This is a genomic window from Sorangium sp. So ce693, from assembly GCF_051521375.1.
Classification (GTDB): Bacteria; Myxococcota_A; Polyangia; order Polyangiales; family Polyangiaceae; genus Sorangium; species Sorangium atrum.
In genome coordinates this window covers 8,983,174-9,009,418 of record NZ_CP150347.1, presented here as the reverse complement: position 1 = coordinate 9,009,418, position 26,245 = coordinate 8,983,174, and the positions used below count along the sequence as shown (strand labels likewise).

Annotated in this window: 20 protein-coding genes and 1 pseudogene; 7 read left to right on the top strand and 14 right to left on the bottom strand. The window is 68.6% G+C overall.

Annotated elements, in window-relative coordinates:
* Window positions 1–47 precede the first annotated feature (47 nt).
* The 7 genes from WMF14_RS33585 to WMF14_RS33555 form a co-directional block, all read right to left on the bottom strand.
* Window positions 48–3,305 carry a helicase HerA-like domain-containing protein gene (locus WMF14_RS33585; protein ID WP_437792890.1) on the bottom strand — a complete coding sequence of 1,086 codons (3,258 nt, stop codon included), beginning with the start codon at window positions 3,303–3,305 and terminating at the stop codon, window positions 48–50.
* Between the two features lie 76 nt (window positions 3,306–3,381).
* Window positions 3,382–4,344: a hypothetical protein gene (locus WMF14_RS33580; RefSeq protein WP_437792888.1), complete on the bottom strand. Its 963-nt coding sequence runs from the start codon at window positions 4,342–4,344 to the stop codon at window positions 3,382–3,384.
* Complete coding sequence (locus WMF14_RS33575; RefSeq protein WP_437792886.1) at window positions 4,341–5,114, bottom strand: TfuA-like protein; 774 nt, start codon at window positions 5,112–5,114, stop codon at window positions 4,341–4,343. The genes WMF14_RS33580 and WMF14_RS33575 overlap by 4 nt, the downstream gene beginning before the upstream one ends.
* Window positions 5,111–6,385, bottom strand: coding sequence for a YcaO-like family protein (locus WMF14_RS33570; protein WP_437792885.1), 1,275 nt, complete (start codon window positions 6,383–6,385; stop codon window positions 5,111–5,113). The genes WMF14_RS33575 and WMF14_RS33570 overlap by 4 nt, the downstream gene beginning before the upstream one ends.
* Before the next feature lie 19 nt (window positions 6,386–6,404).
* On the bottom strand, window positions 6,405–7,055 hold the full coding sequence (locus tag WMF14_RS33565) for a hypothetical protein (protein WP_437792883.1): 651 nt from the start codon (window positions 7,053–7,055) through the stop codon (window positions 6,405–6,407).
* A gap of 126 nt (window positions 7,056–7,181) precedes the next feature.
* Window positions 7,182–10,667 carry a serine/threonine-protein kinase gene (locus WMF14_RS33560; protein WP_437792882.1) on the bottom strand — a complete coding sequence of 1,162 codons (3,486 nt, stop codon included), beginning with the start codon at window positions 10,665–10,667 and terminating at the stop codon, window positions 7,182–7,184.
* A 297-nt stretch (window positions 10,668–10,964) separates the two neighbouring features.
* Window positions 10,965–12,800 carry a sigma 54-interacting transcriptional regulator gene (locus WMF14_RS33555; RefSeq protein ID WP_437792880.1) on the bottom strand — a complete coding sequence of 612 codons (1,836 nt, stop codon included), beginning with the start codon at window positions 12,798–12,800 and terminating at the stop codon, window positions 10,965–10,967.
* 191 nt (window positions 12,801–12,991) lie between these two features.
* Between WMF14_RS33555 and WMF14_RS33550 the strand changes: the two genes are divergently transcribed.
* Window positions 12,992–13,240 (top strand): hypothetical protein, encoded by a 249-nt coding sequence (locus WMF14_RS33550; protein ID WP_437792878.1) that lies wholly within the window; start codon window positions 12,992–12,994, stop codon window positions 13,238–13,240.
* Between the two features lie 211 nt (window positions 13,241–13,451).
* Here WMF14_RS33550 and WMF14_RS33545 read toward each other — a convergent pair whose 3' ends face one another.
* Window positions 13,452–13,667 (bottom strand): hypothetical protein, encoded by a 216-nt coding sequence (locus WMF14_RS33545; protein ID WP_437792876.1) that lies wholly within the window; start codon window positions 13,665–13,667, stop codon window positions 13,452–13,454.
* A 277-nt stretch (window positions 13,668–13,944) separates the two neighbouring features.
* On the opposite strand from WMF14_RS33545, the gene WMF14_RS33540 reads away from it, so the two are divergent.
* Together WMF14_RS33540 and WMF14_RS33535 are read left to right on the top strand one after the other, a co-directional pair.
* A complete protein-coding gene (locus tag WMF14_RS33540; RefSeq protein WP_437792874.1) occupies window positions 13,945–15,108 on the top strand; it encodes an IS481 family transposase in 1,164 nt (387 codons plus the stop codon).
* Between the two features lie 782 nt (window positions 15,109–15,890).
* Entirely contained in the window at window positions 15,891–16,850 is a 960-nt protein-coding gene (locus tag WMF14_RS33535) for an ATPase (RefSeq protein ID WP_437792872.1), read from the top strand.
* 27 nt (window positions 16,851–16,877) lie between these two features.
* On the opposite strand, the gene WMF14_RS33530 is transcribed toward WMF14_RS33535, so the two are convergent.
* Both WMF14_RS33530 and WMF14_RS33525 read right to left on the bottom strand, forming a co-directional pair.
* On the bottom strand, window positions 16,878–17,195 hold the full coding sequence (locus WMF14_RS33530; protein ID WP_437792870.1) for a hypothetical protein: 318 nt from the start codon (window positions 17,193–17,195) through the stop codon (window positions 16,878–16,880).
* Between the two features lie 120 nt (window positions 17,196–17,315).
* Window positions 17,316–18,383, bottom strand: coding sequence for an RNA polymerase sigma factor (locus tag WMF14_RS33525; RefSeq protein WP_437792868.1), 1,068 nt, complete (start codon window positions 18,381–18,383; stop codon window positions 17,316–17,318).
* 222 nt (window positions 18,384–18,605) lie between these two features.
* Here WMF14_RS33525 and WMF14_RS33520 point away from each other — a divergent pair, with 222 nt between their 5' ends.
* Genes WMF14_RS33520 through WMF14_RS33510 form a run of 3 tightly spaced genes read left to right on the top strand, consistent with a single transcriptional unit; the run spans window position 18,606 to window position 22,970 of the window.
* Complete coding sequence (locus tag WMF14_RS33520; RefSeq protein ID WP_437792866.1) at window positions 18,606–19,709, top strand: hypothetical protein; 1,104 nt, start codon at window positions 18,606–18,608, stop codon at window positions 19,707–19,709.
* Between the two features lie 20 nt (window positions 19,710–19,729).
* On the top strand, window positions 19,730–21,376 hold the full coding sequence (locus WMF14_RS33515; RefSeq protein WP_437792865.1) for a hypothetical protein: 1,647 nt from the start codon (window positions 19,730–19,732) through the stop codon (window positions 21,374–21,376).
* Between the two features lie 37 nt (window positions 21,377–21,413).
* Window positions 21,414–22,970, top strand: a complete 1,557-nt coding sequence (locus tag WMF14_RS33510) for a hypothetical protein (protein WP_437792863.1) — start codon at window positions 21,414–21,416, stop codon at window positions 22,968–22,970.
* Between the two features lie 502 nt (window positions 22,971–23,472).
* Here the strand turns inward: WMF14_RS33510 and WMF14_RS33505 are convergent.
* The 4 genes from WMF14_RS33505 to WMF14_RS33490 form a co-directional block, all read right to left on the bottom strand.
* On the bottom strand, window positions 23,473–23,619 hold the full coding sequence (locus WMF14_RS33505; protein WP_272098690.1) for a hypothetical protein: 147 nt from the start codon (window positions 23,617–23,619) through the stop codon (window positions 23,473–23,475).
* Window positions 23,620–23,837: 218 nt separating this feature from the next.
* Window positions 23,838–24,380, bottom strand: coding sequence for a hypothetical protein (locus tag WMF14_RS33500; protein WP_437792861.1), 543 nt, complete (start codon window positions 24,378–24,380; stop codon window positions 23,838–23,840).
* A 119-nt stretch (window positions 24,381–24,499) separates the two neighbouring features.
* Entirely contained in the window at window positions 24,500–25,033 is a 534-nt protein-coding gene (locus WMF14_RS33495; RefSeq protein WP_437792859.1) for a hypothetical protein, read from the bottom strand.
* A gap of 2 nt (window positions 25,034–25,035) precedes the next feature.
* Window positions 25,036–25,806 carry a hypothetical protein gene (locus tag WMF14_RS33490; protein ID WP_437792857.1) on the bottom strand — a complete coding sequence of 257 codons (771 nt, stop codon included), beginning with the start codon at window positions 25,804–25,806 and terminating at the stop codon, window positions 25,036–25,038.
* Between the two features lie 120 nt (window positions 25,807–25,926).
* Between WMF14_RS33490 and WMF14_RS33485 the strand changes: the two are divergent.
* Window positions 25,927–26,238: pseudogene (locus WMF14_RS33485) on the top strand (AAA family ATPase); the annotation flags it as partial.
* Between the last annotated feature and the right edge of the window lie 7 nt (window positions 26,239–26,245).

Below are 26,245 nucleotides of genomic sequence, written 5' to 3'. Positions count from 1 at the left end.
ATGAATCCAACGATAGAAATGTGCGCCTCGCGGTCGTCCGCGCCGGCTCAGCGGACAGCGTCGCGCGGGCGGCGCCTGGCGAGCTTCAGGATCTCGCTCTCTGGCACCTGCTCGGCGCGGAGCAGCGGGACATCCCGCTTGAAGGCCGTCACCCGTCCATCCTGGAGCAGATGAAACTCGCCTGCTTCCTGGCCGGGGATGCGGGCGCTGACGTCCATCCGGGCGTCGCTGAGCAGCGGCTTCATCTTGTCGAGCGCCGTCTGCTGTGTCACCCGACCAACGAACCAGCTCCGGAGGTTGTCACGACACCTGTAGTCGAGGTCTCCCGGGCTCTGGGTCGCGAGCAGGACGCCGAGGCCGCCGGAGCGCGCCCGGCGCAGGAGGTTCTCCATGGGCGCCTTGGTCGCTGGCTGCGACTGCGCCGGCAGGTACATGTCGGCCTCGTCGAGCAACACCACCGCGCGCAGGTGAGGCGACGGCGCTCGGCTCACCCAGCGGCTCAGCGCGAGAAGGAGCTGCGCGACCCAGAAGAGGACACGCGCGCTGTCGCCCAGGAATTTCGTGCTGACGATGCTGAGCCGTGTCTTTCCAGGCTGCGAGTGGCGCCCGAGGCCGAGGAGGAGTTCGACGTCGAGCGCCTCGCCGTCCATCGAGAGCAGGTCCGAGGTGTTCAGCTTGAGCACCTCGAGGTCGTGCACGAGGTCCTTGAACAGCCGTGTATCGAGCCGCCCGAGGGTAGCGACGAGGGCCGGATCCTCGTTCGCGATGAGCTCGATCAACGACGCGACGTCGAGCTTGCGCGAGGCGCCGTGCGCCGCGAAGAGCTGGAATGCCTGAACGAGGATGGTACGGAGACCCTTGTCCTTGCGCGTCTGCTTGTAGCCGAGCATGTCGCCGAGGGCGTGGGCCGCATAGCCGGCGGCCTGGTCGCGCTCGAGGTCCGGGAGCGCCTCGATGCCGCTCGGCATCAGCGAGAGCCCGAGCTGGCGGCCGCCGGGGTGGCCCGGCGTGAAGAGGGCGACGTCGAGTCGCTCCGCGAGCGCCTGCCGCCGAGCGTCGAGCGCCACCTCCGGGTGCGCGCGGGTGAAGAGCGTCTGGCGCGCATAGCCGCAGAGATCCCCCTTGCGATCGATGAGGATGACGGGAACGCCGTGGAGCAAGAGCTGCTCGATCAGGTTCAGCGCCAGCGTGGTCTTGCCGCTCCCGGTGCTGCCGAGGAACGCGGCGTGCGCCGTGAGCTGCCCTGCGTCGAGCGTGAGCTTGTGGGAGACGAGCTCCCCTGTCGTGCCGAGCGCGAGGGAGAGGGCCTCCCGCGGCGCCGCTCCGTCGGCGCTGCCTGGTGTCGCACCGTCGTGACCGGCGACCGGGCGCGAAGCGCCAGGGCTCACAGGTGACGTATCGAAGGGCGACGGTGCAGCTCCCCGCGACCGAGGTGTCGGGGCGGACGGTGGGAGTTCCTGCTCGAAGCGGTCGAGGCGGTCGAGATCCAGCGCGTGGATGAGCGGCAAGAGACGCGAGATGTGGTTCTCTTCCCTGAGCCAATCGCTGAAATGCTCGCGTCGCGCGTGGATCTCGTGGAACCTGTGGAAAGCGGCCAGCGTGCGTTGATCGCTCTCCTCGAAGACCGCCTTGCGGCCGCCGTTCTTGAGGATCTCGGCGAGCGCCGAGTGCACCTGCGTGTTTGGATTGCGCGGGAACTCGCCGCAGCGGAGCAGCGCGAGGATCCGGCGCCCGGCGCGCTTGCGCGCATCCTCGAACTGCGCTCGGAGCCCGCCGCCCTGGGGGGCCCGGTTGCAGACCACGACGAGGATCTCCTCGACGACGCGAGTCGCTCCTCCCGGGATCGGGACCCGGACGTCGACCTCGATCGCCTCGTCGCGCGGCCGGGCATCGAAGTGAATGCCACTCTCTATCTCCTCGGCGCAATGGTTCACCGCCCACGCGAAGAGCGCGGCGATCTCCGTCTCGTCCTCGGATGGATCGTCTTCGAACTGCGCCAGGAAGTCGTTCCACTCCTGCTCGATCTTCTCCTTGGCCGCGCGGACGTCTTGATCGGCGGGGGCCCGGGGCCGTACGCTGGGAGGAGCGCTCGTGTCCCACTGCGCCACGATCCGGCCGGCGTCGATGCACGCATCCCGGAAGATCTGGCATTCGTTGAGCGCTGCGCGGACGCTCATCCCAGAGAGCTGCTCCACGAACCCCCGGGGGATGGGATAGAGGGGATCGGCCGCGCTGTCCGCCGGCGCATGCCCCGCCGTCTCGTAGAGGTAGGCGAGGCGCTTCTGGATGATTGGCGTGATCTCCTCTTTGCGCCTCTCCGCGACCAGGTGGACCGGCGCGGGGTCGCGCTCGACGCGATCGAGCGTCGACCGGGTGAGCCGAGCGCGCATCGTCTCGTAGTAGTCCTTGAGGCAGGCGATCACGATGATGGACGAGGGCACCCGATCGGCGACCGCGCAGAGCGAGGACATCACCCGCCGGAACAGGGACTCGGCATCGTTGACGCGGTACGCGTCCTCGAACTGGTCGACGCAGAGGACCAGAGCGCGGGAGTCGCACGCCCACATCAATCGGCCGAGCTCCTCGACGACGCGCTGGGCGTCTTCGTCCTCGCGCTTCGGCGATAGACCGCCGAGGAGCTTCTGCTCTCGCTCCGAGAGCACGTCACAGCGCAGGTACTTCACGACCCGCTTCTTCAGCGCCGGATCTTGCCGCTGCAGATAGAGCAGGGCGCGGATGAGATCCAGGTCGAGGTCGGCGTAGCGGGGGTGTCTGATGAGCCTGTCGGCGGCGCGCTCGACGAGGTCAACGACCTCGTCCTCGTCCAGGTCCTCGCGTTCGTTCAAGGAGCGGATGGACTCCGGATCACCACACCTTGCCGCGACCGCGTTGGAGAGCCGGAGCAGCCCCGAGCCGGTCCCCAGCGCCTCATAGTAGGTCTGGTCGAGCGAGTCGACGAGGTTGCTCACCAAGTAACGGCTGTAGCTCGTGACTGAGGTGGTCATCTGCATATACCCGACGAAGCCGAGCCCGTTGAGGTGAACGTGGTTTCGGAAAGCGCGCACGAGGTGCGTCTTTCCGCTGCCGGACTCGCCGAGGAGCAGCAGGATCCGGCCCGCGTCGAGGCCCGGCGGGGTCGTCACTTGGGTGAGCAGCCGCTGGAAGGCCGTGCGGGCCTCCTCATGCACGGAATCGACGTCGAACGGATCCTCGCGCCAGATCTGCCCGCGGTGCTCCACGGAGTGGAACACGTCTTTCTTCGCTGTCGACAGGAACACGTCGAGCAGGGCGTCCTGCTTCGTCATGATGCACCCCTTCTCCCTCTTGCTCGTCGACGCCGGAGGCGCGCGCTCTGCGCGCGCCTCGCCGGCGCTGCCCACGTCAGATGCGCACGAAATGGAACGTCGTGCTGAGATACCGTGTCTCCGAGGCGCCGACGTCGGCCGGATCCATTGCCTCGACCAGGTCGGCGCGGTTGAGCGCCAGGAGCCCACGGCGATGCGCGGAGACCAGCCGGGTCTTGAACGTGTCCGCGTCACCGATCGCGACGCCGTCCTCCGCGAGGCGCCGAAGCACGTGCGAGATGAAGACCTTGTTGTCCCCGAACCGTCCACTCGTCGACGCCCGCGCCGCCTCGAGCACGCGCGCGGCGAAGGCAGGCTCGTCCGCGGGCAGGGGGGCTGCCTGCGGAGCGAGCAGGCCGCGCGCTCCCGTGCCGAGGTCCGACGCCTTTCTCACGAGCAGGTCGATAGCCTGCTTCAGTGTCCCCTGAGGAGGCGCGTCGGCTTTACGGCTCAGCAGCACCCGCATGACCGCCTCCACCGTGAAGGGATCTGCCGTCGTGACGCCGATGGTGCTCCAGGCGACCGCGCCGAGCACGCGTGGCAGCGATGGGGCCTGGCCAAGGTTTAGGTGGAAGGCGCTGGCGAGGAGCGTCGCGATGCTCGCGGCTTCCACGGTGGCCATGTCAACGGCGATTTCCCGCTGGCCCTTCACCGCTGACATCTCCTCGTCGAGCATCCGGGCCGCTACGAGATCCTTGATCACCGGCCAGGTTACCTTTTTGTGGTGCGCCAGGCGGAGGGTCGCGCGGATGGTTCTTTGGCCATCGTGGGTGATCTGATACGAAGCCCTCCTTGCGCGCACGACGAGACCTGTTTGCACGAAGCCGATGAGTTCGTTCTCGATGAGTCGGGTCGGGTCGTTTTGACCTTGCCTACCTTTGAAAAGAAACATCAGCTTCTGCGCGATTTGGCGCGCGGTGAAACCATTGAGCTTGCAAAAGAGCCGGCCGAGGACGTAGTTGCCCAGACCGGAGAGGGCGACCTGTTCGTTGGAACTCATCGGTTTACCTCCATCGCCCGCGTGGTGGGCCTCGCGGCGCGGCGGTCCACGCGCTCGCGGATCAGCTCCCACGCGTCGGTCGGCTCGAAGTGATAGCGCACCTGCTTTGGCTCGACGGCGCCCGTGAAGCGACCGCGCAGGACCTCCAGGAGCGCCAGTGCGTCGGAGCGCTTCTGGTCCACCCGGCCATCCCGCAGGAACTCGCGCAGCGCCGCGGTCTGCTCGCGCGGCACGCCCTCCTCCTTGGCGCGCCGCAGGAGGATCGGATAGCAGCGGTCCGGGTAGAACAGCTGCTGGGCCAGCGCCTCCAGCCGCTCACGTGTCTCGCCCGAGATCACGCCGGCCCGCTCGGCGGCGCGCAGGGTGGCGCGGATGTTCACCAGCGCCTCGCTCAGAGGGCGATAACCGTCCTCCGCGGGCGCGTGGGCCACCGCCACTTCGTCGTCCGCGTCGAGCGCCCCGCTCGCGTAGGCTTCGTAGATGCCGCCCACCCCCTCCATGCCGAAGAGCGAGAGCTCGGCCGCGCGGAGCGCCCCCATGCTCGACGCGCCGAGAACGTGGACTCCCTGCGCCATCGCCCAGAGGATCTCCTTGTGGGACACGGACGGGACGCGCTCGAAATAGCCGTCAATGAGGCCGATGGCGACGGGTCTCTCCAGCGCTGCACGGTAGATGTCGCCCTGGGCCGCGGGCGGCAGGAAGATGGCGTCGATCTGCTGCTGGCCCTCCGAAGCCGGGAGGGTGGGACCTGTGAAGATGCAAAGATTCATGGTCTGCGCTCCGAAAGGCGCCGCTGCGCGCGCGCGCCGGGGATGTAACCGGGGACATCGTCGAGCGGCTCGAGGCCCGGGATGATCACGCGCACCACCGGGATCTCGAGCTCAGGACGGGTGAGGTCGACAGCGACGATCTGGTTGAGCCCCACCGTGCGCAAGCGCTCGATCTCCCAGGTGACGTCGTCGTCGAAGGTTTCGCCCGCATAATCGGGCGCATCGTCGAAGCTGCGCTGTGGCGGCTCACCCGCGTGCTCTTCCAGGAAGCGGCTCGCCGCGCGGAGGTCGTCGTCGGGCCCGTTGCCGCGGGCCCGGACGTCGTCGCGCACGCCGGTGACGACGGTGAGCCGGCTCTGCGCCGCCTCGGTGATCGCTCTCAGGAGCGCCACATCGCGGGAGGGGTGGCAACCGAAGCCGATCATCGGCGCGATGGGCCGGTGCAGGTTGGGCGCGCGATCGACGAGCGTGCAGCAGAAAGCCGGGACGCCGATATCGGATGTGATCTCCCAGAGAAACGGAATGACATCGGCGCGGTCCACCTGCTCCAGGAGCGCGCGGCACCCCGGCTCGTCCACCGTGGACAGGTCGATCCGCGTCCGGCGCTGGGTTTCCGGGCCCGAGAGCCTCCAGAGCGTGGCGGCGTCCCTTTCGATGAGCTCGCAGATCGCGTGACTCACGGCCTCGAGCGGGTGGTTGCCGGAGGCGAGTCCGTTCGAGCTCATCACGAAGGCGCCGCTCGCGGCGAGCAACGGCAGCGCGTAGTCCGTGTGGACGACCTCGAACGGGACCCAGGTGGGCGCGCCCGTCACGAGATCCAGGCCAGCCACCCAGAAGAGGCGGAGATGATCATGGAAGTCCACGATGGACAGGCGCGGCAGATTGTGAACGTCGAGGAGGCGGTGGCGGTGGCGAAGCTCGCTGACGGTGCCGAGCTTGAGCGGGAGCTGGATGTGCTCCGCGTGCCATTGCTCGATCGACTCCATCACGCCCGAGGCACGCGCGGCGGCGAGGGTCGAGCCCTTGCCTTGCGAGACCGCGATCGATCGCGCGTTGGGGCGGACGACCATGACCACCGGCACTCCGAGCGTGTCGAGGCCGGTCACGTCGGCGATCCGGGTGATGCCCATCGCCGGCAGGAGGGGCCGGACCCTCTCCACCGTCTCATCGGGAGATACGAGGCGGTGGGTGCCCGCGAGATAACGCTTGGGCGCTGCCGGCGGAGGACCCGATCGCTGCTCGGCACTGGCGCGGTTTGCGGAGGTGGTCATGGAAGTCCCGGCTCTCCGCTCAGCGCTTGAAGCGCGACAGGTTGAGGACGTAGCAGTTGATCCCGACGGGGACGGCTGTCGGCTGCACGACGTCCGGGGGCAGCCGCTCGCCCGTAGGGTCGGGGCTCATGGAGAGGAAGTTCGTGCGGTGCAGTCCCTCGAGCAAAAGCAAGACCTCCTTGGTCGTCTCGACGAACCCGGGTCTCAAGGAGGGATTCAGGACGAAGCGTCCCCACGATTGGCAGTGGACGACGTAGTAGTCGCCCTCGCGAGTCTCGAACGTTTCGCCGCTCTCTGCGCGGATCGTGCCTTTCTTGGCGCAGATGACGAGATCATAGGCGGCGAGCCTTCGCGCGCTGCTCAGCGCCGCGTAGGCCTCCTGGACGACGAGATCGTCGCCGGCCGTCTCGGGGAGGTTCTTGATGTTCTTTTCGCATATGACATAGACTCCGACGTCGCCCTGGAGAAAGTGCACGAATGCTCCGGGCTTGCCGGTCTCATGGAGAGACGCGACCTTGTCGCGGATCTCGGGCGGGACGTCGCGCTCGGCCCAGAGGTTCTCTGCGCTCGCCCACGCGCTGGACTCCAGCTGGTAAACGGGGTTCGACTCGCGATCGATGGTGAAGACAATGCCTCTTCGATCGTTGCTGCACGGGATCTCGTTGGACATGGTTCGGCTCCGTTCTCGTTTTGTCATCGCAACTCCACACGTGGCGCGTGCGGACCGGGCGCGGACGGGGGCCGCGCGGCGGGCCTTGGCGCGCCGTCAAGAAGATCGGTTGAGTCGAGGCTCAGCTCACGCGTAGCCGCCGTGGCGGGCGCCGCGGAGCGCCAGCGCGAGCGGTCGGCAAGCGCGGGCCTCGTGGCCTGACGCGAAGGCGCGCGCTGCCGCCTCGAGCAGCTTGGTGAGCCGACCCGGCAAGCGCTGCTGCCGCGGGTCGAGCACTGCACATACCTGCGCGATGGCGCCCTCCAGGCGACCATGCGCGAGCTCGACCCGGCAGAGCGGCAGCCTGGCCAGCCATTGGAAGGGGTAGACGAGGGGGAGGGGCTCCCAGCAGGCGAGCGCCTCCTGGCCTGCGTCCTCGGCCCGTGCGAGGTCGCCGCGCTGGAGCGCGCACCACGCGAGGGTGCCCAAGGCGGCTCCGGCGTACTCGCGCACGTTCTCAGCCCTTGCCAGCTTCAAGGTCCGCTTGGCCAGGTTCTCCGCACCCTCGACGAGGTTCCGCCTGCGCTGGATGAGCGTGAGATAGGTCAGGCAGCGCGTCATGACCTCGAGGTCGCCGCTCCGCTCCGCGATCGAGAGGGCGTCGCGCATCTCGGCTTCGGCTTGGTTGGGGTCGCCGTACAGCATGCGGACGATCGCGAGGCTGCAGCGGGCGGCCAGAGCCCAGTGGCCTTCGGGCGGTGCGTCCGCGGCCTCGTACGCCGCGACGCATTCGTCGGCGAAGCTCAGCGTCTCGGCGGACGCGACGAACCGATCGCGCTGGATTCCTCCCTGGGTCAGCGCGTGGAGGTAGTGGGCGCGGTGCAGCGGTGTACCTCTCTGCTCCAGCACGGGGCGGACGGCCTCGATGAGGGCATCCAGCCGGACGAGATCGGCGAGCCAGTAATGCACTGAGATGCGATCCAGATGGATCTGGATCCACTCGTTCCACCACGCCTGGGCTTCGCCCGAGGCTCGCTCGGCCTGCTCACCGACGAGGGCGATCTCCGCGTGCCCGTAGCACTCGAGCGCCCTGGCGTGCTGGTGGTGCATCTCCCAGGCCTTGCCAATCTTGCGGTGGAGCCGGGCGTGGTCGACGCGGGAAGTCGCCGCGCCGAGCGCCGCGCCGTAGGCATCGCGGGCCTCGGCCTGACGCCCGACGAGCCCGAGCACGTCGCCCAGCCCCTCGTGGAGCTCGGCGAGCGCTGCAGGCACGGCGCCAGCGGCCGAGAGGGCATCGATGGCCAGCCGGTAGAAGCGGACGGCGTCGCGGTTCGCATAGACCTCGGCGGCGCGCTGCGCGGCTCGCGCGAAGTGCGCGCCGGCCTTGCCGTGGAGGCCCGCTCCCGCGAAGTGGTGCGCGAGTACTGGCGCCTGGGCGCCGCGCGCCTCGAGCGCCTCGCCGGCGCGCTGGTGCAGCGCGGCCCGCGCTTCTGGATCGAGCTGGCTGTAGGCCTTCTCGCGCAGCTTGTCGTGTACGAAGCGCAGCCGTGCTGTCTCCGACTCCTCGAGGATTCGCCGCGCCCGGAGCTCAGCAACCGCCTCGGTGGTCGCGTCTTGTCCGAGTGGGCCCGCGAAGAGGAGCTCGTCGTCGAGCTCCTGCCCCAGCACTGCCGCCCACGCCGCGAGCACCCGCGCCTCCGCGTCGAGCAGGTCGAGCCGCCGTCCGAGCAGCTCGTCCAGCGTGTCCGGGATCTGGAGGGACGCGAGCGCCGCGGCGCCGCGCCCCTTGAAAGAGAAGCTGCCGCCCTGGTCCCGCTGGAGTTCCCCGGCGTCGAGGGCCGCGCGCAGGTACTCGGCGACGAAGAAGGGGTTGCCGTTCGCGTTGCGGATGAGCACGTCGAGCACGGTCCTGGGCGGCATGCTTGGCGAGAGCATGCCCACGACCATGTCCTCGATGTCGCGAGCGGCCAGCTTGTCGAGCCGGATCGAGGTGACCCCCGGGGCGTGCGCGATATCCTCGAGCTCCGGGCGCGTCTCCTCCGTCCGGTAGGTGCCGATGATCAGCACGCCGCCGCGCTCGTCGGGCTCGGCTCGGGCAAACGTATCGAGCAGGGCCAGGGTGAGATCATCGGCCCACTGCAGGTCGTCAAGGAGAAGGCAGAGCGGCCTCGCCTCGGCAAGCGCCCGAAGGGTCTCCCGCAGCGCGGAGACGACGCGCTTTCGCGCCTGCGAAGGCGGCAGGGGCGCCGGTTCCGACGGGCTCCCGAGCGCTCGCAGCTCTGGCACGTAGGCCGCGAGCACCTCGCGGCGACCGCCGAAGAGCCGGTCTGCTTCTGCCGCGGATGCGCGCGCTTGATCGACCGCTGCCAAGAGCGTCGTACGCAGCGGTTGCAGCGGAGCGGCCATCGCCGCCATCGCACCCGCCTCGCCGGCCCCAGGCGCAACACACACGCCCGAGAACACCTGGAGAGGCAGCTCCTTCGGCGTGGCGCGGCTCACCTCTCGCACGAGCCGCGTCTTGCCCGAGCCGCTCTCCCCGTGCACCAGGGCGATCGCGTCTCGCCTCTCGGAGGCGGCACGCTGGGCCATCGTCTGCAGCTTGCAAACGGCATCGGTGCGGCCTGCGAGCACGGGCCGGTACAGGTACACGCGTGGCGGCGGGCCCTCGTCGCGCTCCGCGGCCGCGCCTAGCGCGACGAGCTTTGTGGCGACGTCGGCGGCGTACTGGACCCGACGCTGTGGATTCTTCGCCAGGAGCGTGAGGATGAGGTCGTCGAGTGCTGCCGGGAGGCCCGTGACAAGAGCCGAGGGGCGCTGAGGTGAGGCAGAGCGGTGCTGCTTGCAAAGGGACGAGGCGTCGCCAAGGAAGGGAGGTCGTCCCGTCACGCACTCATAGAGGATGCACCCGAGCGCGTAGAGATCGGCGCGCGCGTCGACCGGTTCCCCCTGGAGCTGCTCCGGGGCCGTGTAGGCCACACTGCCGGCGAGCGGGTACACGTCGAGCTCCTCGCGGCCGGCGCCGCCGAAGTGAACGGCGATCCCCAGGTCGACGAGGACAGGGCGTCCGTCGTCCTGGAGGATGATGTTCGCGGGCTTGAGATCGCGGTGCACCAGGCCCTCGCCATGCAGGTAAGCGAGCGGCGCGCAAAGGCGACGGATGAGCGTGAGCATCGGGCTGAGCGGGCGCGCGTCCGCGCTCGCTGCGGGCGCGCCGGTGCGCAGGCGGACGCTGGCTGCAACGGACCCCGGAGCTTGCATGGGAATGGTGATCGCCGCCCCCAGGCCGGCGTCCTTCGCGAAGGTAGCCGCGAGGTGATCCCGGAGCGTGCGGCCTCGGAGGAGCGGCATTGCGACCCACGGCACCCCGCCGGTGACATCCTCGTCGAGGAAGCGAACGATGCCAGGGTGGTTCAAGCGGCGGAGCACCCGCGTCTCACGGCGTATCGCGGCGAGGTGGTCGGCGTTGTTCACGCCGAGCACCGTCTTGATGGCCACTTCCTCGCCTGTAAGGGAGTGTGCAGCGCGGAAGACGACGCCCATGCCGCCTTTGCCGAGGCGTTCGATGATCCGGTACGGGCCGAGCTGGCGAGGCTCGTCCGGTGCATCGCTGGCTGCTCCCTGCTCGTCGATCATCCGAGAGCAGGAGGCTACCGCAGCTTCGACGCCGGCCTGGCGTCCTATCCTCCGGGGAGACCGAGCGGCAGACGCGGACCCTTGGAGGCGCTCCCCCTCGGGTTTCCTTTGCGGCATCGTCGTGCTGCCTTCGCTCTTCGTGCTCACGTCGCGAACACTCAGCACGTTGCGTGCCGAGCCAGGCGCGTCGCGGATCCCCGTGAAAATCCGCGATGATTGCTCATCGCTTGCGCGGTGCGCTGGCCATGGTTCGCCACCGGCGGGCCATGGTTCGCCACCCGGTCGCCCAACGATGGCCTATCGGTTCGGGAGCTTGATGCCGAAAACCTTGATCTTGTGCCTCAGCGTACTGCGCGGGGTCCCGAGTTGCTCTGCCGCTTTCCTCACATTCCCCCCCGTCTCTCGGAGCGCCGCCTCGATGAGCTGCGCCTCCGTACGATCCCGCTCTGACCTGAGCTTGTCGCTGGTCGCTTGTTTCTCGTCGAGATCCGACTGCGGAACTGCCAGAGGCGCACCTTCGGCTCCCGCCGGTGGGGCGTTCGCGAGCAGACGCGGCGGCAAATCCTCCAGCTGGATTTGATCGCCCTCGGCCAACACGACGGCGTGATCGATGGCGTTGCGGAGATCGCGTACGTTTCCCGGCCAGCTGTACGTGTGGAGAAGCGCCATCGCTTCCGGGGCGATGCCACGCACGCAGCGGCCGTTGTCATCGTTCGCGCGTTTCAGGAAGCGCTCCACAAGCGCCTCAATCTCATCAGACCGCTCGCGCAGAGGACGCACCTCCAGCTCAATCGTGTTCAGCCGAAAGTATAGATCCCCGCGAAACTGGCGGTCCTCGACCATCGCCTTAAGCTCGCGGTGCGTGGCCGAGATGATCCGCACGTCGATTTTCGTCTCTTGAGTCGCGCCGACCCGGCGGATGCTGCGCGTTTCGAGCGTCCGGAGCAGCGTCTTCTGCACTTCCAGGTCTAGCTCGCCGACCTCGTCGAGGAACAAGGTCCCTTCATGAGCTGCCTCGAAATAGCCCGGCTTTGATTGATCTGCACCGGTAAAAGCGCCTCTTTCGTGGCCAAATAGCTCCCTCTCGGCGATGTTGCTAGGTATAGCGCCGCAGTTTACTGGGATGAAAGGCTTGCCCGAGCGCGGACCGCGCTCATGGAGAAAGCGTGCGAGCACCTCTTTGCCCGTACCGGTCTCGCCCTTGATATGTACGGGAACGCGCGCCGAGGCCACGCGCTCGGCCTTGCTGAACAGCTCTCTCTGAGACGCGCCGATGATCGGGGTGTCTGAGCTGTCTGCGTCCCCTTTCGACCGCCGGCTGGTCGACTCATCAACGACGGGACATTCGAGGGTCGCGCGGCCCGCCGCCTCGCGTGCTCGGTCGACGAGCTTCGGCGCCGAGCTTCCGGCCTTCTTATAGACGGCCAGGCCGACGCGGCGAACTCCGCCTTCACGGGCGCCGTAGGCGACCGCTCTCGCCATCCGAGCGGCGTTCTCCGCGCTCGCCTCGGGTAGCAGGATCAGCGCCGTATCCGGCCTGCACAGATGCACGCGATCAACAGCCCGCAGAGTCGCCGGAAGCTGCATGGCCCACGACCCGGACTTTGCGATCGCTATTTCCGCTTCACCGGGGCGCACTGCAATGATCGCAAAACTTCGGTTCAAGCACTGCGCACGCGCGAGCTCAGCGTCGAGCTCCCGATAGAAGGCCGCCTCGCCCAGCACAATCGACGTGGCGACGGGACCGAGGGCGACCACATGAGCGCTGACGTTTCCCAGCATGGCATCTCCACCCGGCGTGAGCATGACGGGCCCGTCGATCCGCTTGTGGTTCACCCAGGTTCCGTTGGTGGAGCCGAGGTCCTCTACGAGGACGTAGCCGTCGACGAACGTGAACCGCGCATGCGGCTGGGAAATGATGGTCTCGGGGATGCAGAGATCCGCGGGCGCGCGTCGGCCGACGACCATCGTCGGTTGGTCAGGATCGAGCCGCATCGCTTCGACACCGCCCCGATGGCAGAACAAGACCGAAACGCCCTGCGGCCGCGGTCGTGCGGGAGGCCCATCACCGCCGCCCGGGAGCTTCTCGGTGCTCGTGTCGTTCCGTCCGTCGTCGTGCCGCTGGTCGTCCATAGCTCTTCCCCTCGCGAAGATTAGAGGCGCAACCCGTCCGGCGTCGATGCTCAAGATGCCCGACGGGCTCCCCGCCGCGTTCGCCTCAGGCGGTGATGCTCTGTCCGTCCTATCCTCCGCTGCAACAGGAATCCGCGCTGCTTCGACATGGAATCCGTGAACGGCACCCCCGCTCGGACCAGGCGGCGTGGGTGGACATGCCGCTGTGGGATGTGGGAGGCAGCAGGTTCATCCGGCGGGCGAACCGCACGGATCTTCCGTGCGCGCTTGATCGATGTCACCTGCTTTGGTTCCGCCTGACCATCGCTGCTGGCGACGTCGAGACGGCCCGCGTGGTCCACGAGGCAATTGGGCTGCTGCTCGGCGCGCCGGCTCCCCAGGGCGAGGTCGCGACCAATCTGGTCGACCTTGCCCGCGAACGTGATCGGGGGGCACGATGATGTCCGGCGCTCTGCTTCCGCATCTCCTCGCTCCGCCCTCCTGAGTTCGACGGCCGCTCGATCGCGAGCGGCGCGTTCTCTGGGCCGAGCGCGACCAGCACGCAGTGCGGAACGGGGCACTCCGGGGATTCGGTCTTGATGTCACCGCGAGGCTCGGCGACATGCAGCGCGCGTTCCGGCGCCAGGCGACGACTGAACGCGCGCTCCCTGATCAGGGAGGCGATCGCGTATGGATCGAGCGGCGGACCGCTGCGCGCTCCCAACGCTCCTGCGCTGCGATGGCGTCGTCGGCGGCTCGGACGCCGTCGACGAAGAGCGCCGCGTCCGCTGGATGGTTCAGGTCGAGGCCGAGCCGGAGCAGCACCGCTCGGTCGCGTGGTGGCACCATGCGGAGGATCTCGGCGGCAGAGCGGCGCACGGAGGACATGGGGGGAAAGTAGCAGCCCGGGGGCAGCGGCGGGGAGCCCCGCGAACGAGACGGCGCTGTTTCCCCCCCTGTTCGACCGCCTGGAGGCGCGAAAGCGCGGCGAGGGTGCCGCGTCGACGAGGATCCGGTCCCTGTTTCCAGTCCTCCCGGAGCAGGGGCCCGTGGCTCAAGGAACTGTCACCCCAGCTCGGTTCAGACCGGGAGCCTGGGTAGCACCCGGTCGGACCGGGAGCTTCGGTGACACATGTCGTAGAGGACCGGCGACGGAGGAGCGCCGGTGCCCTGGAAAGAGACATGTTCAGTGGACGAGAGGCTTCGGTTCATCGCGCAGGTAAACGAGTCGGACGAGACGTTCGCGGAGCTGTGCCGGCGGTTCGGCATCAGCCGGAAGACGGGGTACAAGTGGGTGGAGCGCTACGAGCAGGCCGGACCGAGCGGGCTGGAGGAGCGGCGGCCCGTGGCGCACACGTTCCCGCATGCGACGCCAACGGGGCTCGTCGACGCGCTGATCGAGCTGCGGAAGGAGCGCCCCACGTGGGGGCCGAAGAAGCTGCGCGCCCGGCTGGAGAGCCTGGGCGTGGAGGGGCTACCGGCGGCAAGCACCATCGGCGAGCTGCTCAAGAAGCATGGGCTGATCCGGCCCCGTCGGCGGCGCGTGGTGACGCCACCGACCGCGATGCCGCCGCCGCTGGCTCCAGCGGAGCAGCCTAATGACACATGGTGCGTCGACTTCAAGGGGCATTTCGCGCTCGGCGACAAGACCCGGTGTCACCCGCTCACGTTGACGGATCAGGCGACGCGGTACTTGCTCAAGTGCGAGGGCGTGGCGAAGCCGGACGAGGCCTCGGTGCGGCCGCACTTCGAGCGCGCGTTCCGCGAGTTCGGGCTGCCGCACCGCATCCGCTCCGATAACGGCCCGCCGTTCGCCACGATTGGCATCGGTGGGCTCTCGGCGCTCTCGGTCAGCTGGATCAAGCTCGGCATTCATCCCGAGCGGATCGAGCCCGGTAAGCCGCAGCAGAACGGCCGCCACGAGCGAATGCACAAGACGTTGAAGGCGGAGGCGACATCGCCGCCAGAAGCCAACTTGGCAGCGCAGCAGCGCGTCTTCGATCGGTTTCGGCACGAGTACAATGATCAGCGTCCGCACGAGGCGCTCGGCCAGAGGACGCCGGCTTCGCGCTACACGCCCTCGCGCCGCTCGATGCCGAGCAAGCCCTCGTCGCCGGTGTACCCGGACACGATGGCCATTCGACGCCTTGACGACCAAGGACGGATGCTGTTCGGGGGCTCGCAGACCACCGTCTCCGCACTGCTCGCCGGCGAGCCCGTGGGGCTGACGCCGATCGCCGATGACGTCTGGGAGCTGTACTACGGCCCGGTCCTGCTCGCGCAGGTCACCCTCAAGAACAAGGAGCTGAAGCTGGCCAGGGCGCGGTGACCTGCGCGAACTCACGCCGGATCGTGAGAAGAGGCTCGTGTGTACCGCGACCACGGGGAGCGGTTGGTGTATAGATCCTGGCGGTCCGAGAAAGCGCGGCGAGCGTGTCGTGTCGACGAGGATCCGGTCCCCTGTTTCCAGTCCTCCCGGAGCATGGGCCCGTAGCTCAAGGAAGTGTCACCGCTGCTCCCGGTCAGAAGTGTTACCAGGGCTCCGCTCGTACACCTGCGCGGCCTCGGCGTCCTCCTGCGCAGCCCCGGCGCTCCTGCTGCGCGGTCCCGGCGGCCCTCCTGCGCGGCCTCGGCGTCCTCCTGCGCAGCCCCCGTGATCCTCCAGCGCACCCATTTGAGTGTCCTATCGTACGATCGTGTGGCTCCTGCGCGGCCCCGGCAACCCTCCTGCGTGGCCACTTTGGTGTCCTATCGTACGATCGCGTGCCTCCTACGCGGCCCCGGCAACCCTCCTGAGCACCCATTTGTGTGTCCTATCGTACGATCAGGTGGCTCCTGCGTAGTCCCGGCGCCCTCCTGCGCGCCCAGTTGGTGCCCTGCGTTACCATGGCTCGACGCCTGCGCGTGGCCGTCGCCGCTGCTGCGCAGCCTCGGCGTCCGTTTGCGCGGCGCCTCTGTCTCCTTGCGATCTTGCGCTTGCGAGCTTGCGTCGAAAGCGTCGGTATCGTGCTCTCCGGTGACCCGAAGCCTCGGCGGCGCCGATTTCCTCATTGAGCGACCGCCCCTCTGCTCGGAGGGGCGCTGACCTCGACAAGGAGACATCTCATCGCCATGGCACCGAAGGCAACCACCGCAGCTTCATCCAGGACCAAGAACACCCAGAACACGCGCGCTTCGAGCGACGCCGGAGGCGCGCACCGCTCGTCGGGCGGTGCGCCCGAGTTCACGCTGAGCGCCGAGCGAGAGGCCGAGCTGCTCCGAGAAGCCGAGTCGCTCGGCGATAACGCCTCACTCTTTCCAGGCAAGCTCGCTCGACGCGTCATCTGGGCGAGCCGCATTCAGCTCGCCGCCGAGCGCGACGCGGCGGATCTCGTGCGCACTCCGTTCGCCGAGGACGAGCCCCAGCTTACGCGAGAGGAGATCCGCGGGCTTCGTGAAAAGATCGAGCTCCTGCGCGTCGTGCAATCGCGCTGGCAAGCGGCGCAGCAGCGCCAGGAGCGGGCCGTCACGGCCTTTCAGAAGCCGGCCGCCGAGGCCGCCCAGATCAAGCAATCGCTCCTCCGCTTCTTCGATCTCCGCTTCAAGAAGAGCCCCGAAGGTCAAAAGCGGCTCATGGCGATCCGGGCGGGCAGCGGCGACGCGGACCTGGTCCAGGACGCCTCCGATCTCCTCTTGCTCTGCTCCGAGCACGCGGAGGCCGTTCAAAAGGCGCCTCGCGGCGAGGCTGCCGCGGCGGATCGCCTCCGCGAGCTCTCGCCGGTGCTCGCGCGCATGCTCGCCGACAAGACGCTCTCTCTCGAGGCGGTGCGCTCGCGCAAGCTCCGCGACGCCGCGTACACCCTCGTCGTGAACGCCGAGCGGAGGCTGCGCGCCGCCGCGGAGTACTGGTACGCGGGCACCGACAAGATGAAGGACTATGCGCCGTTCCCCGTCTCCCGCGGCGCCTACGGCGGAGGAGAAGAGGAGGGAGAGGACGGCGGCGAGCCGGAGGAGGCCGAGCCGGAAGACGGCGAGTCGGAGGCGGGCGAGTCGGGAGACGACGAGCCGGGCGATGATGGGCAATCGCCCTGAGCTCGCGCATCACGATCGCCAGCGCTCTCAGCCGCGCCGTCGTCCTCGGGGATCACGTTGCGGCTCATGTCGTGCACGAGGCGATCGGCAGTCGAGCGCCGCATCGACGTGACAGTCCAGGAGGCGCCGGTATCTGTCCCGCTCGCCCGCTGCCTGTTCCTTCGCATCGGTGAGGGCTGCCTCCTCGTCATCATGAGCGTGCTCGCGCGCCTCGCGAAGCCCGCGCTCGCGTCCCAGCGCTTCGCGCGCGGTGACCGCGAAACCGATCGCGACGCAGGCTATCATCGCGAGCCCGAGCGGCGAAATGAGCCACATCGCACCAAGTAGATCCTCCATGGTATTCATCGTGTTTCGTCTCCTGGACGCGAACGTACTTGTCTGGACGCAAGGCGGATCTCGGCCTTGTGCTGTCCGAAGACATCACCTGCATCGTTGCCCGCTGGCTGTCGGAGGGACGCCGACGACTCAGCGAACTTGCGTTAGGAGCGCTTCACGCTCCGCGGCGAGCTGTCCTTGCGGGAAGTCCCGTGCATGTGTCTCAAGCAAGCGGCGCGCCTCTGCCTCTGCGACCGCGTTATGCTCCTCGACGGCCCTTCGGGCCTCGTCGATGAGGCTCTGCTCGCGCTCGGTGACGGCTGGGACCACCGCGCGGACGCGGAGCGAGGTACGACGAACCGGCGCACCTGACGGAGCGGGCCCCCGTGCGTCTCGGTCCTGCACCGGCTGCGTGATCTCCTGGACGGTCGGCGCGGTCGGCGCGCCGGCCGCGCGCGTGGGAAGTTGGAGGGGCGGCTGCGCGATCTCCTCCACCGCCGGTGCGGGCGCAGGAGTGCGCACCACCGTTGCCCGCAGCCACGACTCCGGGCTGAGCGAGTCCGGCAACGTCGCGATGACGGCGCCGGTCAGCACGACGACCGCCCCCTGCACCAGGATCTTGATGCTCAGGCGGCCCAGCTTGCTCAGCCACCCCTCGCGGTCCCGCAGATCGAAGGCGAACGGGACGCATGCAGCGTCGTCCCATCCGCGCGAGCGTTGCCGCGCCCTCCGGCGTTTCACCGCCGCCTCGAGGTCCTCGAGCGCTCGGAGGTAGTGTGTACTCACCGTCTTCGGGTTGAGCCCCAGCTCGGAGGCGATCTCGATGAGCGGCACCTCGTCGAGCCTGTGTTTGATCAAGACGTCGCGGTACTTGGGGTCGACCTGGTTGATCAGGTCGCGGAGGAGCGCCTCCCGCTGCTGCCTGCGGAGCATCTCTTCCGGGGTCGGGCACTCCGCCTGAGGCTCGTGATCGTCGAACGAGGTCAGGACCTCCCCCCGACGGCGTGCGTTCCGGACGTGGTTCCGCGCCTGGTTCCGGACGATGGCGGCACCGTAGGCCGCCCGAGCCTCCCCGAGCTCGATCCGCTGATTCGCTTCCAGCTCCCGCAGCAAGGCGTCCTGCGCGAGGTCCTCCGCGTCTCGCGCAGGGACCCCGAAGCGCCGCGCGAGGCGCCGGAAGAACTCGAAGCCGGTGGGGGTGCTGGCTGGCTCGCCCATCACCGGTAGAACACCTGAGCCGCCTGGAGGGCTTCAAAAAAATGCAGGGCGGCCCCAGCGTCCGTCGGATCACATGCGACATGTAGGGACGCGGCGTCCGCGACTGCACGAACGGCGGTCGCCGCATTCCCCGATCTGGCGGGATTTTCTCATCGGAACGTTCAGATCATGCCACTTTCAGCGCCGTTGACGCGCCACGGCTGGCGTAAGTACCGTCCGTGCATGCGTTTTGTCGCGCAGTCGCTCTGGATATCCTTGATGGTTGGCGTCGCGATCGGCACGACGCATCCGGTTCGTGCGGAGGACCGGAATTCGGCCCCGTCACGAAGCGAGGATTCGATCGTAAAGGACCATCTTCGCCGCGCCCGGCGAGCTCGGGCGTCGGGAAAGTGGACCGAGGCACACGCCGCGTACAAGGCGGCGTTCGAGGCGATCGACTCGACACCTGTGACAGCGCGAGAATCCGCTGAGGTCGCTGGAGAGCTGGGCCTTTGCGAGCTCAAGTTACGCAAGTTTCGTGACGCAGCGGAGCACCTGGCTTGGAGCCTTGAGCGGCGCAAGGCGCTTTCTCCTGAGCAGCAAAAAGAATTCGCGGACGGACTGGCCAAGGCCGTTCCGTTCCTCGCCACCCTCTATCTGTCGGTGGATCCGCCGGATGCCGAGGTGCTCATCGACGGCAAGCCCATCGGCTTACCCAGGCGGACCTACAGACTGTTCTTCGAGCCTGGCAAGCACATGGTGCGGGCCCGAGCACCGGGCCGCGAGGAAGGCTCCCAGACGCTGGACGCGCAGCCAGCGACCGAGCCGATCATGACGATCCAGCTGCCACGCGCCGCCGAGAGCAGCGCCAAGGACAACGCGCCCGCGGTGCCCAAGCCCCTGAGCGCACCGCCCCCTGCGCGCCCGCAGGCTCCCGGGCAGCCAGCGTCGTGGCCGACGACGCTGCGCATCGCGGGGATCGCCGTCACGACGGCCACCCTGTCCGCGGGCAGCCTGCTCATGATCCGGGCCACGAATCTTGACGGCGATCTGAGCGAACGGCGCGATGGGCTCAACGGCGGTGCGACGGCGAGCGGGTCCAGGTGCTGGCAAGCGGCGGACCGCCCGGCGTGCGCTGACTTGCTCCGCCTCCGAGACGAGCGCAACCTGTCTGCGGGCGTGGGCACGGCCATGCTCATCGCCGGCGGTGTGATCGGGGCAGCGACCGCCGCGTCCTTCTTCACGGACTTCTCCTTCCTGGGGCTCACGCCGGGTCAGGATCGGATCCACGCCTCGCCCGTGGCGACCGGGCGAGAGATTGGCGTGATGATCGAGGGGCTGTGGTGAGGACATCGGGGGCCGAGCAGATGCGTTCGAAGGATGGCGGGCGCGTGGCGACGTCGGTCGTCGCCGTCGCGATCTTCATGTGCGGCGCGAGCATGCTGACTGGGTGCCCGTACTCCGACCCTTGCTGGGAGGTGGAGGCGTGCGAGCCCGATCCGGTGCCTCCGCCCGGTCCGTGCGAGGGAGCGCCTGGCACGGCGCCCGCGCTGGATGAATGCGGGGTGTTCGTCAGCCCGTTGTCGGGTGACGATAGCAGCCCTGGCACCAAGGACGCGCCGGTGAAGACCCTGCAACACGCGATCGGGCTCGCCGCGAGCGGACGAGGCGACGGCGAGGAAGCGACCCGGCGCGTGTACGCGTGCGGCGGGGAGTTCGCGGAGGAGATCACGCTGCCCTCGGGGGTCGACCTCTGGGGCGGGCGCCTGTGTGACGGCGGGGATTGGTCGTACGAGGGGTCATTCGGCGGGCCCGATCACCCGACGATCATCGCTCCGCCCGGGGGGATCCCGCTGCGGGTTCTCGGGGTGGAGGGTACGGCGCTCGCGCAGGACAACGCGACGTCGGTGATCGCCGGCGTGCGGGTGGTCGCGGCGGACGCCTCGGCGCCCGATGGCAAGTCGTCGATCGCGGTGATTTTGAGCACGGGGGCCAGAGCGATCGTGCAGGACAGCAAGATCATCGCGGGCAACGGCAAGGACGGGGAGCCCGGAGAGGACGCGGACACCGAGCGGGCCAACGACGGCCTGGTGGGGAACGACGGCGTGGACGCCTGCACCACGGACTCCCCGACGGGCGCCCTTCCGGTGGTCACCGTGTGCGACGACGGCATCGAGTCCACGGGCGGCTACGGCGGTGACGGCGGACTCGACGTCGGCGGCGATGGCGCACCGGGAAAGCCGGCGCTCGCGGAGGATCCCGAGAACGACAGCCACGCGGGGCTCGGCGCGGATCAAACGCGATGTGAGGACGGGGGCGATGGAGCAGACGGCGCAGACGGTGGTCGTGCGGATGGCGCCTTTGGTACAGGTTTCCTCAGCGACGATGGATGGATCGGTGTCCATGGCGAGGACGGGAAGAAGGGCGGCGTCGGCTATGGCGGCGGAGGCGGGGGCGGCAGCAAGTCGCGTGGGGACATGGTCGCGTGTCGGGCAGGCCTGCCCCAGGGGGGCGCCGCGGGCGGCTCGGGAGGAAGCGGCGGCTGTGGCGGTCGGGAAGGCTATGGCGGCGGCTATGGCGGCGCGAGCATCGGTATCGTCGCGCTGGAGGGCACGGACCTGACCGTCGCGAACACCGACGTGCTCACTGGTGACGGCGGCCTGGGCGGGGTCGGCGGAACGGGCCAACCGGGCGGTGCGGGGCAATCCGGCGGCCACGGGGGGAAAGGTTTCGCGACGAACACCGGTCAGACGTGGGCAGCCTGCCCTGGCGGTTGGGGAGGCAACGGCGGTCGCGGAGGCGATGCCGGCGGCGGGCTCGGTGGCGCGTCGGTCGGCATCGCCTACGTGGTGCCCAACTTCGCCATTCGACCCGGGACCACCATTATTGCCGGACGCCCCGGTGACGGCGGCCTCGCGGGGAACGCCGGTCCGGAGGACGAGGTGGGCAAAGGGGAACGCGGCCCACACGGTCAACTGGTTGCCTTCCCCGCGGCCAGCGAGCCGCTCCATTGAATCGCGCCTCGCGACACGCGGCCATCGAGGGATGCCCATGAACCTGAATTCCGCGATCCTTCTCGTCGTTGCTCTGCTGCTCGCCTCGGCCGGCTGCGGGACCGCACCGGGGGTGGACGACCCGAACGGTGCGCCGCCGTGCGACGGACCCTCGACGTGTGGAGGCGATCCGGTCCCCGAGCCCGTCTGCCTGGAGCACCTTGCGAAGGGTGAGGCGGTCGACGGCTGCGGCGTGTTCGTCATCCATCCGTTTTTCGGCGGTGACGACGCGAACCCCGGCTCGAAGGACAGGCCGGTTCGTTCCGTCCAGCGCGGCATCGAGCTTGCGCGCACCGGGCGCGGTCGCGTGTTCGCCACCGCCGATAGCTTTATCGAGAGCCTCACGCTGCCCTCCGGGGTGGATATCTACGGGGGCTTCGACTCCTTGGAATGGGAACGCGTGAAGGAGATTCAAATCCCGGCGCAGGGCATGAGCAAGCTCGATCCCCCCTCGGTCGGGCAGATCGCGCTGATCGTCGAGCCGGCCCGCGCCGGCGACACGGGGGCAGCGGACGGGGTCTCGATCATCGATCACATTTCCTTCCGCAGCCAAATGCATGTCGGGATGCTCGTTCGGTCGGGCACAGCGGTGGAGATCGTCGGAAGCTGGATCGAAAGCGACTACGGAAGGGGGGGCCGCGATGGGGAGAAATGGCCGGGCCGGGCAGCGTCGGGGCCGGACGGGCAGTATGGGGGAGACGCGTGCTCCGCAGCGACGGTCCCGGGTGGGGCTCGGGCGGCGAACTCCTGCGAGGGAGGGATCCCGAGCGCCGGTGGCAAGGGCGGCGACGGGCTCGCCGACGGCGCCGGAGATGGGGAGGACGGCGAGCCCGTACCCGAGCCGAACCCACAGCACCAGGGGCTTGGAGGACGTGGCGACCGGGCAGACGGGGGTTGCAACAGCGGCGCCACCGGGAAAAGCGGCATGTGGGGCGCCGCCGGCGCTGCGGGAAAGGGCCGCGGGCGGATCGATGAGAGCGGATGGTACGGCGACGGGGCCGGCGACGGCGCCCGGGGGATGCCGGGCCAAGGCGGTGGTGGGGGCGGCGGGCGTCGCGGTGGGCTGGCGGTGTGCGGCGTGGCCACCAAGGGCGGCGCCGGCGGCGGCTCCGGAGGCGCGGGCGGTTGCGGGGGGCGGGGCGGCCGAGGGGGCGGGAACGGCCAGCCGAGCATCGCGATCCTGGCGCTCCACGCCAAGGTGACGGTGCGCGACAGCATCATCACGAGCGACAACGGGGGCCAAGGCGGCGACGGCGGGGAGCCGGAGGAAGGCGGCAAGGGCGGCCGAGGCGCTCCAGGAGGCGCCGTGGGGGACGGCATGTGGTCCTGCCATGGTGGCAGTGGCGGTCTCGGAGGCGACGGCGGCTACGGCGGCCCAGGGCGCGGCGGCGACTCGATCGGCATCGCCTACCTCGACGAAGACCAGCTCACGCTGGAGGGGGTCACCTGGGAGATCGGGCTGCCGGGCCCGGGCGGAACGAGCTGGGAATGGACCGGCGACGTGATCACGGGGGAGGACGGCATCGCCGTCGAGACGCAGCGTTTCCCTGAATAGGATCACGACACATCAGGCGAACTCTGTAAACGGTGCGACCGGCGTACGCCTCGGGCGATCCGTCATAGCGTGATCCCGGGAACCATCGCCGCGCTCCAGCCGATTGCGGCGACGGCACTGCCGACCGGAAGGAGTGAGCGTCGCCTTCGCGGATGCACACCGCGAGTTGCACGACGTCGCCCGCGAGCGTAGCCCGTCGCGCGGCGACGTGAACAGGTAGAGGCGAGAGGGCGTCGACGGTGGCGCGCTTGGAGCTCGACGATGGCGCCCGCGGGCCTGGTGGTGGCAAGGTGGAAAGCCGATCGGAGCTCCACGAGCACCACTCCAGGCCGCGGCGCCGAGATCTCGCTCGCGGAGCTCGCCGGCGATGGTCCCGAGTTCGACCAGGTGGATCGCGGGGGCCCCGACCTCGCCGGCGTCCAGCTCGACCCCGCGGCTGCTCCCCCGCTTGGCGCCGCCCCAAGGGAGCGGGCCCCCTACGGGGTGCGGGCGGCCTACCGCTTCAGCGACGGCGCCGGAAGCCGAGGACGAGCGCGGCGCCCATGCCGACGAGCACGAGCAGGGCCACGGCGACCCACACCCAATCCCGGGGATCCGAGCTAAAGGAGACAGCCACCACGCCGCACCCGGGAGAACACGCTCTTTTCATCAGGCACCCATCCTTTTCATCAACCACCGCCGCCGGTCCGCCGGAAGGTGCGGACCACGCCGCGGTATTCCTTGACGCCGCGGCCCCGCTATCTGCTCCGGCGCCATGTGCGACGCCAGCGTCATCGCGCGCCCGCGGGCGTCGACCTCGACGCGCGCGGCCGCTCCGCAAACCGTGGCGCCGAACCCGGCCACGGGACGGCGGACGCCAGGGAAGGGCTATACCGGATCGACCCAAGTCCACACCTCCGAGAAGAGGCACATGTAGATCGTCGCCTCGCCCATCAACACCACGATCATCGCCACATCCGGCACGACCTCGTTCCCGAGTTCCGGCGGGATCGGCCGGTAGCCGGGGTAGGCGGACTCGATCTCCCGGGCGACCTCGCGCGCCACCGGCTCCTCCTTGGGGATGCCGGGGAGGTGGATCCCGTAGTAGGGCCCGAGCAGGGACACGTGGAAGCTGAGCGCCGTTTCGTCGGTGAGCCAAATGCGGGCCGAGTAGGCCGAGTCGGTCCACCCTGCCAAGATGTGGAACGACTCGTTTTGAAGGCCGTATCGAGCCCCCAGCCTGTCGATCATGGCGTTCCACCTTGGGTACTCCGCTCGCCCGCGGTTAGCGGCTTCGACCAGGCGGCCGTGCTCCTCCGTGTCCTTGTAGACGGGCTCGCCCGGAGGCACGTAGATGCGATCGGCGTTGTGCACGCCTCGCGGGTAGAAGCGGTAGACGACGTCGAGCAGCTCGGAGCGAGCTATCCTCATGGATTTAATTTCATGGATCCGTCACCGAGGCGCTGAGCCGCGGGTACTTAACCCTGAACGCAGCGTCCGCCGCGTCACGCCCGAGCTCAGCCAAGTGGACGGCGGTCGTCAGGGAATGGCTACGGATCCACCCAAGTCCACTTGTGCGAGAAGAGGCACATGTAGAACGTCGCCTCGCCCATCATCAACCCGTCCATGTCCACATCCGGCACCACCTCGTTCCCGAGCTCCGGCGGGATCGGTCGGTAGCCGGGGTACGTGGCCTCGATCTCCCGGGCGACCTCGCGCGCCACCGGCTCCTCCTCGGGGATGCCGGGGAGGTGGATCCCGTAGTATGGGCCGAGCAGGGACACATGGAAGCTGAGCGCCGTTTCTTCGGTGAGCCAGATGCGGGCCGAGCACGCCGGCTCGCTCCCCCCTGCCACCAGGCTGAGAGACTCGTTCTGAAGGCCGTATCGATCCCCCAGGCGGTGGATCATCGCTTCCCACGTCGGGTACTCCGCTCGCCCACGGTTTGCGGCTTCCACCAGGCGGCGGTGCTCCTCCGTGTCCTCGTAGACGGGCTCGCCCGGCGGTACACAACTGCGCATGATTTTCTGCACACCCTGAGGGTAGAAGCGGTAGACAACGTCGAGCAGATCAGAGCGAGTCATCTTCATGGATTCGTCACCGTGGCGCCGAGCCCCTTATACTTGGACTTAAACGCAGCGTCCGCCTGGATAGCAAACTTCTTGCAAAAGATCCCCTGCGGGAGGTCGTAGTCCATGACGTTTGCGACATCCTCCGTGATCTCTTCAGTGAGGCTGGCGGCACGACCCGGATCGATTAGCCCCATCTTCTCAGTCCGGATCGGCATTTTGATGGTGAGCGGACAGTTCCAGCTTCTGATCGGATGCGGGATAGTGAGTCTCCTAAACTCCAGGTTTGCCTTGGCCTCTTGCCAACCTCCGCCCTTGCCCCGGCCGTCGTCCGCAACAATGGTGACAAAATTGAACTCCGACGGATCGAAACCGCCGTATACCCATGGCGCCATTCCAGGTGGACACTTCGAGCTGCATGCATCGCTACAGCTCAAGAAGGTCACTCCATCTCCGGCTATGTCGCCGATTCCGGGGCACGGGTCTTGCGGGCTCGTCGGGCTACCTGTCGGCCGCTCTGAGTTGTCGCTCGGGCTCTCTTCTTCTTCGTCTTCGCTCTCCGTTTTGTTGCACTGGATCTTGCGCTCGCCGCCACCCTGCGGGTCGGCCCCAAAGTCCCCCGACGCGACGGAGGTGAGGACGGGTACGGGCGGCCCGACTGGTCCACCTGCACCCGCACCCCCCTCCCACTCCTCGCGGGGATAACATTCTCCTACCGTCCAGTTGCACGCCGTTAGCGTGCACAGGGCGATAGTCACAATCAGCAGCAGGATTCTTTTGATGTTCATTTTATGTTCCATCGAAGGACGGGACCGACGACGACAAGCGCCGACACGTAACCTGGAAGCACGAGGCTGCTCCCGCCGACCCAATCCACGTTGGCGGTCACCGACACGCCGAGCGCTCCGGCACGGCCGCTCGACGCACGCGAGTTCTCGGACGGCACGGCGCGCTATCTCTGCCTCCTGGCGGCGCTGCTGAGCCCGAGGCCTCCGCTGCTGCTGGCGCTGAACGAGCCGGAGACGAGCCTGCATCCGGATCTGCTCGGGCCGCTCGGGGATCTCCTTGTGCACGCGGCATCCCGGAGTCAGCTGTGGATCACGACGCACTCCCGCCCGCTGGCAGAGCGGATCCGGAAGGCGACCCCCTGCCGGCTCATCGAGCTCGACAAGGATGGTGGAGAGACGGTGCTGGCGCACGGCGCGGCGGAGAATGAATGACGTCCGC